We start from the raw sequence: 13055 nt of genomic DNA, 5'->3' as shown, positions 1-13055 counted from the left end.
TGCCAAGACAAGGGGGTATTTGTGAAATTTATTTGTATTTTTCCATTGCTTCTTCTAAGCTCATGCCTTCTGCGATGGCTTCCTTGCGCTTGGCATTTACTTCCTGAATCTCTTTCATGCGATCTCCGGTCAGAGAATAGCCCTTCATAGCGATCAGGGTCACTGCCCACGCGATCATTGGGATCAGGCAGAAGAGAACGATAACAACCCAGTTCATGCCCGGTGCATATGGCGTATCTGCGGTCGGCAGATTGAAAAGTCCGATCACACCTACGGCGATACCTACGACCGTTGCAGCCAGGGAAGATACCAGTTTATCTACCAGCGAAAACAGAGTTCCCATGATTCCCGGGATGTATTTGCCGGAACGATATGTCTCGTAGTCGGAACAATCCGCTACCATCGGGATCGGCATATCGGCGGTTGCATAGTAAGCACCATAACCCACACCAAAGCAGATGATAAAGAGGATCGTATATACGTTGACGCTCGGGAATACCAGATTCATGCCATTTGACGGATTCCACAATAAGAGGAGCGCCAGTACGCCCACATAGCAGACAAGTGCTACGGATACATAACGGACTAAGGATGCTTTCTGTCCCTTCTTCTGGGAAGTACGGACGGTCAAAAGGAAGAATGGTACACTCGCTGCATAGCCTAAGATCATCATCGGCAGATAGAGGCTGTCATAATTGCCCATCATACAACCGTAAAGCATACACAGAACCGTTGTATTTGTCGCGATAGAAAGCGCAAGTTTGCATCCGGCTCCGGCGATCATCAGACGCTGCATCGGCTTGTTGTTCTTGATGATCTCGATGTACTCGGAAACTTTGACTTTTTTCTGTTTTTCTCCACCGACACCAAAGTACTTCGGCTGATCCTTTTCCCAGATACCGATCACGGCAAGCAGGGTCAAAACGATTGAGATAACAACACCAATTGGTGTTAATACACGGTAAAAGTCTGCACTTGAGTAATCCGCAACGTTGGCACGCAGGATCGGCGCAACGAACTGCATCACACCCATACCGACTAAAGATCCCACCGTATTGAAGATGGTAAAGAGCGGACGCTGCTTTGGATCGTTAGTAAGTACGGTCTGTCCGGATCTGGTACAGGAAGTCTGGAAAGTGTATCCGATAACCCATACAAAATACAAAAGTACAAAGACTACATAACGCAGCGGCATCATATCTGCCGGAATATACGGCGTTACGATATAAAGTAAGATGATGCTGACTGCCATGATCAGATTTCCGATCACCATAAATGGACGGAACTTTCCGAACTTGCCATTGGTGCGGTCGATCAATGCACCAATGATCGGATCGGTGATAGCATCGCAAAGACGCATGGCTGTTACCATAATAGATGCAAACATCAGTCCAAGTGCAAGTACGTTAGAACCGAATGTCGCAATGTAGGAAAGTACCAATACATAGTAGACATTGGTAGCACCATTGTTCAGAGGAAACAGTACCAACTGATACGGCTTTGCGCGGTTCAGTCCACTTGCTTCCACATTTTGTTTTTCACTCATGAATAAACCTCCTTAAATAAATATCTGTTCTATACCCAGTTCGCACTCTTAGAACGCTTCTTTGAAAGTTTGTAATTTGCCGGCGTGTCTGTGCGTACAAAAGTTGCCGTATCTTCCAGATCTCCTGCTACCACGCGGATCTCGTTTTCTCCGTCTTTCAAATCGATCTTGCAGGTAAAGACATGATCTGCCTCTTTTGTCGCAACCAGTTCTCCGTTGCAGTAGAATTGCAGACTCGGCTGGTTGGAGTAGACTTTGACCGTGATACGGTTCTTTTTACGGTCTACAAAGCGCTTGCTGCAAATGTGGACCATAGGCTCTGCATTCCAGTATGCCTTGTAAAGGTAGAAGGAATCCTTCTTGGTCTGGCGGTCAAAGGTCACCAGTCCCTTGTGGTTCATGCCCGGCTCACCGCCCTGATCTCTGGCATCTGCCGCGAAATCAAACATATTCCACACATGGGTTGCCCAAAGCCATGGAAATCTGGCAAAGCAGCGTACCATGTATTCATGATATCTTGCCTGATATTCCTCCGTGTGATCTCCTCTGTGCGGATGCTCACTGTGGAGGTTTGGCATACCCTCTGCACCATACTCAGAATAGCCCAGCACGCGCTTCGGATATCTGGTATGGAAGATGGCAAAGAAAATATCATTCAAGAACAAGCCCGGCACATACCATCCCAGATAGAGATTGTAACTTACAATATCGGAGATATGTACGACCTTGCCAAACGGATTGCACATAGCATAGCAGGCAAGTACGGTCTTTCTTGTCGCATCCATGTTATGGCAAAGATCATTCAAAACATGATGGTTGTCTAACATGTCCTTTTTATTCTTGGTAGAGATCGTGATCTCATTGGAAAGTCCCCAGGTCACAATACAGGTATGATTGTAATTCTGTAAGATCAGTTCACGCATCTGTGTGATCGTATTGGCACGGGCTGACGGGATATGCTCGGAAATATATGGGATCTCTGCCCATACGACCATACCTTCCTCATCGCACAGATCATAGAAGTACTGATCATGCTGATAATGTGCCAGACGCACGGTATTGGCTCCGATCTCCTTGATCAGTTCCATGTCACGCTTGTGCTGCTCTTTGGGAATGGCATTTCCGATGCCCTTGAAATCCTGATGGCGGGAAACGCCATGAAGCGGATATGGCTTTCCGTTCAGGTAAAATCCTTTATCCGGATATACTGCAAAAGAACGAACGCCAAAACGCTGGCTGATTTCATCTAGAACTTGCCCGTGAAATAGCAGGCTTGCCTTAGCGGTATATAAATACGGGTCAACCACGCCCTTCCACAAATGTGGCTGGTCCATGTGGAATACATGGGATGCTGCCTGCCTGGCTGTATGGGAAAGATCCACTCTGACATCCGCCATAAGGTCAGCGGCACGCCCCTTGCCCTTGAGCCAGTTTTCGTCTGTGATAGCGCCAAAGCGAGGCTGGTCAAAGGTAAAATCAGCAAGCGATACTTCTTCTTTTAAAACGATCTGTCCTTCATGGTCTAAAATGGAAAGTTCTACAGTGTAAGCAGAGGCATCTGCGCCCTCCTCCAGATACACATAGGATTCCATGTTGATGTCTGCGGCATCGCCCTTTACCTCCGGCGTGATCTGCATACCGGACATACCGTAATAATCTAATTCAAAATGATTCTTGGATACCACCAGCAGATTGACATCACGATAGATACCACCATAAAAGGTGAAATCTGCTTTCTGTGGATAGACTCTCGTGTTGACTGTGTTGTCCACTGCAATGCGAAGATCATTTTCTTCCTGCAAAAGCGCTGTCACATTGGCACGAAAAGTAGAATAGCCGCCGTCATGAGAAGCGACTTTTTGACCGTTCAATAAGACTGTAGCCGTCGCATTGACACCACAGAATTCCAAATAAACATCCTGTGTATTGGCATCAAAGTCAGGCTTTGCAAAAGTCTTTTCGTAAGTGCCGATACCACGGTAATAATCGTTGCCACCATCCTGTCCATCTATGGCATTCCAAGTATGTGGAATGTTGACATCAATAGCAGGCTGATCTTTTATAGAAAATTTCCAATTTGGGTTCAGGGAAATGCTATTTCTCATACTTCCTCCTTTATAAAACATGCTTGTATATGTGCATTTTAAACGCTCCTAAAACAAATAACAACATACTTATCGTAAGTGGTAGTCAGACTTCCCTAAGTGGTCTGCCCCACCTTTTACGGCAAAGGCAGGAGCATTTTCAGTTCAAAGGTATGGTCAGATACGTTCACGCTCATCGTGCCGTCATAGCGTCCCAAACTATGCCGGATACTGCGCAGCCCATAGCCGTGATAGCCATTGTGAGGCTTGGTAGAGACCGGCAGTCCATTCTTTAATTTCACCTGACCGGTCATAGGATTGGTGATATTGATAACCAGAAAACGGTCTCTGGTAAAGATGGCAATATCAATCAGACGCATTCTGGCATCCGAGATCTTTTCCACCGCCTCCATGGCATTATCCACGGCATTGCCGAGAATACCATAGAGATCGACCGGATCGACAAATTCCAGTTTGCTGCCGTCCGCGATACAATTTATCTTGATGCCCTTTGCCTGACAGGAAAGGCTCTTTTCCGTTAGAATCGTATCCAATACATCGTTTCCGGTCTTGACGATCGCACCATAGATCTCGACCGACTGCTCCAATTCTTTCAGATAACGTTCCTTGCTCTCATCATCGGCAAGCCCACGCAAAGCTCGAACCTGATGCTTGAGGTCATGGCATTTCTGATTGATCATGTCGATGTTATCGCGCGTGATCTCATACTGTTCTTCCTGCTGCTTCATCAGCATATTCATGGTAAAAAGTTCCTTTTCCAAGGCAGACTTTTTGAAAAGTTCCGACTGGATAAAAAGCAGGGACACACAATAAAGTTGTACGACCAGCAGTACCACATAATACATGAGATTATATCTGCCAAAATGCACGATGCGCATCATCTGATCCAGCATTTCAAAAACTGCTAAGAACAAAACTGCGGATGTCATCTGGCGCGGTCCAATATGGTACTTTCCCTTTTCCGGCATACACTTCGCCGTTGTCAGCCCAACAATCGCCAGCCCCACGGCATAGAATCCAAGCACGCCCCAGAGCAAGGCAGCCAGACTGCCATTATTACGAAAAGGAGACAACTGATAAAGAACATGCCATAAATTCATAAAAAACTGCGAAGTCACAAGGGACCAGATCGCAACATAAAAAGCCGCACTCTTTTTTATGGTGGCACAATAATAGACGACAAAAGACATAACGACCAGATCTAAAACCACAAGTAAAAAGTTTGTTGAACCATTCTGCGGCAAAACCATTGCAGGTCCAACCATAAGGGTGCCCCCCATAATGAGACCCGACAAAAGACGCAACTCGATCGGCTCACGTTTCTGTAAAGGCAACAGATAGACCAGACCGGATAAAACAACAAAAATCTGCTCCAGGAGATTTGCATAAGGTAAAAAATTCATGTTAAAAGCCTCCTCCGATGTAGTCTGTCACTTCCTTCAAAAAGTGCGCCCGGTTTCGTCTGCTGATCTCCAGTTGCGCACCGGCAACATGTACCACATTATCTTCAATCTCGGTCACATATTTGAGATTGACCAGATACCAATGATTACATTTGACAAAATGATAATCCTTAAACATTTCTTCCGCACTCTGCAAAGTACCACGCTGGGCGAACTCTCCCTCTGCTGTATGATAATGTAAAAATCGATTTTCTATCTCTATATAGTAAATATCGTTAGAATTGAGTTTTTTCATACCGCCCTGCGTATTGATGGCAAACTCTAAGTTATCACGCTTGCCATGCACACGGCCGATAGCACGTTCCAATCGAAAGGCAAAGCCATAATAGTCAATCGGTTTCAAGACAAAATCCAATGCGCCCACTTCGTAGCCTTCGATGGCGTACTGTGCCATATTGGTGATAAAGACCATGACCACATCTGCATCGCGCCCACGGATCACTTTGGCTGCATCCATGCCATTTAACTGCGCCATTTCGATGTCGAAAAAGATAATGTCATAGCGCGCCTCTGTATCATCCACGATCTCCTGTCCGTCCGCATAGGTCGTGACCAAAAACTCCAGTTTATGCTCTTCTTCGTATTTTTGAATATACTGACACACTTCATCCCTGTACTGTTCTTCATCTTCGACTACTGCAATCCGATACATGTCTTTTTCCTTTCTCTCCTGATTTCATCTTTATATAATGCACGATTCTTCCAAATTTCGCAAGGCTTGGTAAAGAACGCGCCAAGGATATCCCCATAAAAAACGGCAACCGGACAAATATGGTAAAAGATCCGAAGCCTTTTGACCTCGGATCTTTTTCTACATCATTTTATAGGATTGTATTTATTTTTGCTTGCGCGCTTTCTTTGCTTCCTGAAAGTCAGCGTAAGCCTGACTCTTTTTAAATTCCTTTTTCTTCTTGATAAAGAGTAACAAAGATACCACAAACAAGAGGATAAAGACGATCATAACAATTCTTACGATTCTTACCAGTTTCAGTTCCGCTGCCTTGACCAGAGTGTTCTCACCCACGCCGTTCATGGCAACGGAATTGGCAATCGCATATAAGTCATGGTGGCAGGCCTCGCGCATAGCACTGACCACAACCGGATCATTTTCATATTCCGGCAACTGGTTGGTGATGTATGGAAGCATGGCATCAAAGGTAGAGATACCGCCTGCAATCAGACCATCCACACCATTGACATACTTGGTCAATACATTATCGGTGATGGTAAGTCCCTGGCTGCCCCACTCGTTACGCAGGATACCGGTCATCAGGCCCTTGTTGCCGCCTGACCAGATCGCACCCCAACGTGTGTAAGCAACCATGACCCCACCGCCATTTCCTTCTTCGATCGGTGCCTGGAAGGCTTTCAGATAGATCTCTCTGGCTGCCTGTTCCGGAAGCCATACACCAAGTCCCAGACGATCCTGCTCACAGTCATTTAAGGCAAAGTGCTTCATAACGACATGCACGCCCTTAGACTCAATGGCTGCCACTTCGTAAAGTGACATCTCACCGGACAAAAATCCGTCTTCGGAATAATACTCAAAGTTACGTCCGCCATATGGGGAACGATGGATGTTGTTTCCAGGTCCGTATAAAATGGCTACATTTGCAGACAGGCAGTCGTTACCGATTACCTTCCCGATCTCCGTCATAAGGTCACGGTTAAAGGTTGCAGCCATGACATCTTCGGAGGTAAAGGCTGTTGCAGCCATTTTTGCAGAATCTGCATTAAAGAGGGAGGCTGTCAGTCCCTGCGGTCCATTCTCATCACGGGATCCCGGTGCCTGTACAGACTCTACCGGCATGGTCCAATGGAAGGAATCGCCGATCAGGGAAACCATCTCATCGAAAGTCAACTGGTCAAGCAAGGCCTCCCACTGTGGATCCTCATAATCCAGACCAATCATATCGTAAAGGGTCAGTTCCTGTGCTGCCCCCATGGTAGGCATTTCCACCTCGTCATAATCTGAGGCATCATACTGTACCAGTTGCAGATCCTCGATCAACTGATCTGTCAGGGCGATCTTTACGGTATCTGTCGGCCAGGTTCCTTCCCAGTCACTACGGCTGAGGTAAGTCACATTCTGTTCTGTACCTTCATAGAGGTTAAGATCTGAATCAGACAACTGGTTGGTGATCTCTGTACCGTTGGCAGAAACCGCATAGGTCGTGGTATCCAATGTCGGATTGTTCCATGAGCCTACAAGGGCTGCATTTCCCTGTCCGTCCATACCGTTTTCTGCACTGTAGCCCTTGGCTGCCAGAATATTGTTTACGGCATTATGGGCATCGGTTGCTGCTGTAAAATAATATGTACCTGCATCTAAGATATAAGTCTCTGCGCCATAAGCATCATAAGATGCGATGTCTGCGCCGTCTACGACCATCTCAAGTTCCTGAGATTCGCCCGGCTCCAACTCCTGTGTCTTATCAAAGCCGACCAGAGATACGGATGCCTTTTCCACTTTATTCTCGACATCATAAGTGGTATATGGAGACTGCACATAAAGTTGTACGGTTTCCTTGCCAGCCACTTTACCGGTATTAGTCACGGTAACCTTGGCATGGTACTGATGATTTGCCTCATCATAAGAAAGGCTATAGTTGCTATAGTCAAAAGTCGTGTAAGAAAGACCGTAACCAAATGGGAATGCCACATTGTCACCGTAAACATAATCGCCTGCGGAACCGGTCTGCATAATCCCATCCTCATAACGGGTCTCATAATACTTGTAACCGACATAGATACCTTCCTGATAGATCATATAGGTATCCGCACTGTCCGGGATCACGCCTTCTTCGTAGCCTTCATACTGTACCGGTGTGAAGTTTGCCATTGCCGGTGATGAATAATTGTCATAGCAGTAGGTGTCTACCAGACTACCGGATGGATTGACCTTACCTGCCAAAATTTCTGCAACAGCGTTGATACCGCTAATACCGACATCGCCGATCCAAAGTACTGCGTCAATGTCATAGGTGTTATCCTTTAAGAAATCTACCTGTAAAGCATTAGCGGAGTTGATCAAAAGAACGACCTTTTTGATCTGTCCGTCTTTTTTCATCTGTGCCAGATTGGAAAGCATATCTTTTTCATTGTCATCCAATGCCAGATAATTGCTCTTATCATAGGTTGCATCAGCGCCTTCACCACCCACACGGGAGATCATAACAAGGGCTGCATCACCATATTTTTCTACGGATTTCTTGACATCATCCGTGTATACCTTCCAAGGTACCTCCGATGTCGTTGCACCTGCGGTCGTTACCGTACCGCCACGGTCGGATGCATACTCGGCACCGTCGCCAGACTCATAGAAATCCCACAATTTCTTATTTACCGAAAATCCCGCACTCTCCAAGGCATCTTTCCAGGTATCTGCGGAAGATGCGTCAATATTTCCTGATCCGGTTCCACCATAAACGATATTTACGCTGGAATTGGAGAAAGTACTGACCTTGGCTCCCTCCTTCAGAGGAAGTGCGTCATTTTCATTCATGAGAAGGGCTGCCCCTTCTGCTTCCACGCGCTGGCATAAATCTGTGCCGTATGCTACGTTGTCCTCCACCTTGTCAAAATCTGATGTGAAGTATTGTGCATCCGCATCCTCATTTTCCAGTTTCCAGAAAGTACCGCCGTTAAAGGCTGCTAAGGTATTGTCAAATGTGGAGCAAATGACAAAGACTGCGATAAAGACAACCGCAAAGATAGCAGAAAAAATGCTCATGCCTTTCCAAGGACGGATTGCACGGTGTTTTGCTTTTTTGTAGGCTTTTTTTGCCTGTTTCCATTCTTTTTTGTCCATAATGTTTCCTTTCCTAACCCAATTTAGCAGGTTTCATCTGCCTGAGTTGCTTTCGATATAGTACATAACCTGTGATCGTCGTAATTATTTCTGGCAGAGGACAGGTCAGCCAAAATGCATTTAATCCAAAGTGTGCAAACACCCAGCCCAAAGGCACAAAGAGGACTACCGTTCTGACGATCGTAAGAACGGAACTCTTGATGGGTGCGCCGATCGCCTGAAAATAAACAGGATGTGCATGATCCCATCTTGCCCAAAATCAATGCTGTTTTTGCCTACTGTCTTTTGCACTTTAACTCCTTCTATCCTCCTCTGTTCTATATAAAGCCCATCCATTATAACAAAGAAGTCCGAACATGACTAGCATTTTCGGACTTCTTTTTTTCTTCTATACTCTACCTATCTTATATACGATCTTATTTTTCATATAAGAATTCTTCCGGGAGGGTTACCCCGAAATCTTTTGCCAGATGACGGAAATCATCCGGTGTGATAGTCTGACGTTTGTTAGGCTGCATAGACAGCATCTTGACTAAGATCTCAGCAGACTTTTCAGCCGTATGCATAAGGCCAAAGGTCAGATCATAGTCTTCGCCTGCTGCAAAAGTACCATGATGTGCCCAGATGGCAAGATCATATTTCTTCATCAGTTCACTGGTCGCCACAGCGATCTCCCTGCCGCCCGGAACCATCCAAGGTACAACGCCGATACCATCCGGAAATACGACCGGACACTCGGTTGCCATTTCCCACAACTCTCTTGTAAAGACCTTGTCCTCCAATGGAAGAACAAAGGTAAGGGCAATGATATTGGTCGTATGTGCATGATAAACAACACGATACTTCGGATCCTGTAACTTCTTTACTTCCAGGTTCATCAAATGGCTTGGAAGTTCAGAGGTTGGTCTGCCGCCATTGACAAGCCCCCAGACGATACGGTAATTCTCACCTGCCTCGTCCAACTCGATCATGCAGATGGAATCTTCCGGCTTAATGATGACATTGCGGAAATATTTGCCGCTGCCTGTTACAAGGAAATACTCTCCTGCAAGGTTTGGCACACTTGTGCCGATCGGCTGCCACTCCTTTGGCTCAAAGTTCTCTTTGACAGACTCTACTTCTTCCGGCTTTACACGGTAAGAAAGGTTACCGCCATTTCTCTCATGCCAGCCCTGTTCCCAGCCATCGTTGGCCATACGGATAAATCCCTGTACAAATTCTGCGTCTAAAAATTTCATTTTTATTTCCTCTCTCTTCATAAATATATTTTATCTACAAACAACTTCTACCGGAATGTCTAAGATCTTTCCAACCTTTTCAATGACATCGATATGTCTGCCAATGGCTGCTGCCATATGATGTGTCGGACCAGCCTCGCTCCAGCGATTGCAGAACTCTCTGGCACCAATAGAGAAGCGGGTTCTCATATTGGTATCTCCAAACGTAAAGATCGGTCCTTTCTCATTGACACCCTCTGCCACAACAAACTTGAAATGTCCGTCCTTATCCTGTGTGATTGCAAGATAAGTGACATCGCCTGCCGGTGGATAGAACTGGGTCAGATAACCGCCGCCGGTCTTGCCATGGAATACCGGTACGATCTTCATGGTCGGCTTACTGTCTACGGAAATATCGGCATCGCCTGAGCCCGAATGTCCGATAATGCAGATGTCCTCGTTAAAGTCGATAGAGTACATCTCGGACAACTGACCGGTTCCGGCAATGGTCTTTAAGATGCTCATCGCCATAGCAACCTTGATGTCACCTTCTACAGCACATGCCGTCCCCTGCTTGATCAGCATAGAAAATGCAGGTATCAGCATAGAGTCCAGTTTTCCGGCAACGCCCTGTGCAAAACCGTCATAATGGGAAGCAACCAGTGCTAACTGCTCGTCCTTGACCCATTTTTCAAAAGCCACTACATATTTTGCCATTTCCCAGACCGTCTCAACTGTCGCACCGCCTTCGATGTCAAAGGTATCTAAGATGTCTTCTGCCTTGGCACGGATGGCATCTTCATCTGTGATGTCGTCGGCGATCGACCACATTTTTTCCCAGTCAAACTGCTTGGTATATAAGCCCATGCGGTTGTAAAGATTGGTCTCATCGATATAAAGATCCATCATGCCCGGATACGGACGACCGATCTGAGCGATATTGGTATCACGAAATCTACGTCTTACCTGTGCTGCGGTACACCACTCAGCAATCTGCTTTTCCACCTCAGGATCGCCGCCCTCAACAACACCTGTGATAACGGCATGTCTCTTTCCTGCACGCTCCAAGTCTGCAACCATTTCACCAACAGCGCCGCAGGCGTAAAGTTCGCCCAGCCAGGTGGCTGTATCTGTATTGGCATAGTCCGGTGCTTTTTTCTTCTGCACATTGACCAGTACGACCGGCACATTCAGATCACGAATCGCCGGAAGCATATTGTAACTGGTCGCATAGGTAAGCATCTGTAAGAGAACAAGATCAACATCTGCTGCGCGGAACTTGTCTCCGGCTGCCATGGCTGCCTCTTTTGTTGTGACAATGCCGCCGTCTACCAGTTCGACACTGTCCGGTATGGTCTTTTTAAAATCTGCAAACTGTCCTTCAAATTCAGGAACCAGTGATGGGAACTGTGGCAAATAGGCTCCCAATGCGATGGCAAATACACCAACTCTTGCTTTTGTTTCAACTAACATCCTTTTTCCTCCTTTATTTCAAATGAATGGAATACACATTTTCTTGCTTCTGCCAAGTCCTGCAGTTCGCCTGCGGCGATCATCTGCGCCATGATATTGCCGATGGCTGTCGCCTCCGTTGGACCGGCATAGACCGTTTTTCCGGTAGCCTTTGCCGTAAGTTCATTCAGATAAGCAGCATTGACACCACCACCTACAATGTTGATGCTAGGATAGGTCACATGCTCGATCTTCTCGATTTCCCTAACCGTATCGGCATAACATTTGGCAAGACTGTTGTAGATCACGGCTGCCACCTGATAGATGCCCTCCGGTACTTTCTGGCCGGACTCCCTGCAAGCCGCCTGTACTTCTGCTGTCATATTCTGCGGTGCCAAAAAACGGTCGTCATTGGCATCCACAATCGATGTGATTGTCTCAGTTGCCGCATGTTCGCAGATAGAACCGAATCCCTCGTCCGGGGATAACTCCTTGCGTACCGACTGGATCATCCAAAGTCCCATGATATTTTTCAGATAACGATAGCGATGGTCATAGCCACCCTCGTTTGTAAAATTGCATGCCATACTGTCCGGGCTGCAATTTGCTGTCTTTAATTCCGTTCCCATCAAAGACCATGTGCCGGAACTGATATAGAGCGTATCGTCCGACAGGCTCGGCACTGCCATGACCGCCGCCCCCGTATCATGTGTTGCCGGAAGTACCACGCTGCAATCAAAGCCCACTTGATCCTGTATCGTCTGGCTCAAATGTCCGACCTCTGTACCCGGCATTTCGATCGGCAAAAAGATGTCTCTCGGATAACCCAGTTTTGCGATCAGATCATAGTCCCAATCATTGGTCTTGGCATTGACCAGTTGAGTCGTGGATGCATTGGTATATTCCTGCTTCTTTACACCTGTGAGCAGGAAGTGGAAATAATCCGGGATCATAAGGAAAGTCTTGGCTTTTCCAAGCAGTTCTGCCTCCTGTGTCTTGTGTGCCATCAACTGATAGATGGAATTAAAGATCTGCTTCTGGATACCGGTCCTGGCATACAGATCTTCCTGCGGGATCTTTTCATAGACTAGGGCATCCATGCCATCCGTCCGACTGTCGCGGTAGGCATAGGTATTTCCCAGTACCTGATCCTTGTCATCCAAAAGCACATAGTCAACTGCCCAGGTATCGATCCCCATAGAGGTCGGGATCTTGCCGATCTTTTTACACTCTTTCATACCGGCGACAATCTCGGCAAAAAGACGTCCCACATCCCAGCAAAGATGTCCGTCCACCTGATCCATGCCATTATAAAAACGGTAGACTTCCTGCAAGCGCATCTTGCCGTCTTCTATCCAACTTAACATATGGCGTCCACTGGATGCGCCAATATCAATCGCTAAATAATACTTCATTTGCTACCCCCATTTTTGATTTCTACTTGTATTCTACTGTCTGTCA

Annotated in this window: 8 protein-coding genes; all 8 read right to left on the bottom strand. The window is 46.5% G+C overall.

Annotated features, from left to right (window positions below):
* Positions 1-28: 28 nt before the first annotated feature.
* The 8 genes from DW183_RS08935 to rhaB all read right to left on the bottom strand — a co-directional run bounded on the left by DW183_RS08935 (position 29) and on the right by rhaB (position 13009).
* Positions 29-1546 carry an MFS transporter gene (locus DW183_RS08935; RefSeq protein WP_118281650.1) on the bottom strand — a complete coding sequence of 506 codons (1518 nt, stop codon included), beginning with the start codon at positions 1544-1546 and terminating at the stop codon, positions 29-31.
* Positions 1547-1575: 29 nt separating this feature from the next.
* Positions 1576-3651, bottom strand: a complete 2076-nt coding sequence (locus tag DW183_RS08930; RefSeq protein ID WP_243069552.1) for a glycoside hydrolase family 2 protein — start codon at positions 3649-3651, stop codon at positions 1576-1578.
* 116 nt (positions 3652-3767) lie between these two features.
* Entirely contained in the window at positions 3768-5054 is a 1287-nt protein-coding gene (locus tag DW183_RS08925) for an ATP-binding protein (protein ID WP_118281649.1), read from the bottom strand.
* A 1-nt stretch (position 5055) separates the two neighbouring features.
* Positions 5056-5766 carry a LytR/AlgR family response regulator transcription factor gene (locus DW183_RS08920; protein WP_118281648.1) on the bottom strand — a complete coding sequence of 237 codons (711 nt, stop codon included), beginning with the start codon at positions 5764-5766 and terminating at the stop codon, positions 5056-5058.
* Between the two features lie 183 nt (positions 5767-5949).
* Positions 5950-8925, bottom strand: a complete 2976-nt coding sequence (locus DW183_RS08915; RefSeq protein ID WP_118281647.1) for a beta-glucosidase — start codon at positions 8923-8925, stop codon at positions 5950-5952.
* A gap of 416 nt (positions 8926-9341) precedes the next feature.
* The gene (gene rhaD / locus DW183_RS08910) at positions 9342-10163 is read right to left on the bottom strand and encodes a rhamnulose-1-phosphate aldolase (protein WP_118281646.1); all 822 of its coding nucleotides are present in this window, start codon (positions 10161-10163) and stop codon (positions 9342-9344) included.
* 30 nt (positions 10164-10193) lie between these two features.
* Entirely contained in the window at positions 10194-11615 is a 1422-nt protein-coding gene (locus tag DW183_RS08905) for an arabinose isomerase (protein ID WP_118281645.1), read from the bottom strand.
* Positions 11609-13009: a rhamnulokinase gene (gene rhaB, locus DW183_RS08900; RefSeq protein WP_118281644.1), complete on the bottom strand. Its 1401-nt coding sequence runs from the start codon at positions 13007-13009 to the stop codon at positions 11609-11611. The genes DW183_RS08905 and rhaB overlap by 7 nt, the downstream gene beginning before the upstream one ends.
* Positions 13010-13055: the final 46 nt, after the last annotated feature.

Source organism: Roseburia sp. AM16-25, from assembly GCF_003473825.1.
Lineage (GTDB): Bacteria > Bacillota > Clostridia > Lachnospirales > Lachnospiraceae > Pararoseburia > Pararoseburia lenta.
Note: the sequence above shows the minus strand (reverse complement) of the source record. Positions and strands in the feature narration are given on the sequence as shown.

Coding starts and splice junctions, on each gene's coding strand:
- DW183_RS08935 (WP_118281650.1), bottom strand. CDS start 1,546: ATGAGTGAAAAACAAAATGTGGAAGCAAGTGGACTGAACCGCGCAAAG.
- DW183_RS08930 (WP_243069552.1), bottom strand. CDS start 3,651: ATGAGAAATAGCATTTCCCTGAACCCAAATTGGAAATTTTCTATAAAA.
- DW183_RS08925 (WP_118281649.1), bottom strand. CDS start 5,054: ATGAATTTTTTACCTTATGCAAATCTCCTGGAGCAGATTTTTGTTGTT.
- DW183_RS08920 (WP_118281648.1), bottom strand. CDS start 5,766: ATGTATCGGATTGCAGTAGTCGAAGATGAAGAACAGTACAGGGATGAA.
- DW183_RS08915 (WP_118281647.1), bottom strand. CDS start 8,925: ATGGACAAAAAAGAATGGAAACAGGCAAAAAAAGCCTACAAAAAAGCA.
- rhaD (WP_118281646.1), bottom strand. CDS start 10,163: ATGAAATTTTTAGACGCAGAATTTGTACAGGGATTTATCCGTATGGCC.
- DW183_RS08905 (WP_118281645.1), bottom strand. CDS start 11,615: ATGTTAGTTGAAACAAAAGCAAGAGTTGGTGTATTTGCCATCGCATTG.
- rhaB (WP_118281644.1), bottom strand. CDS start 13,009: ATGAAGTATTATTTAGCGATTGATATTGGCGCATCCAGTGGACGCCAT.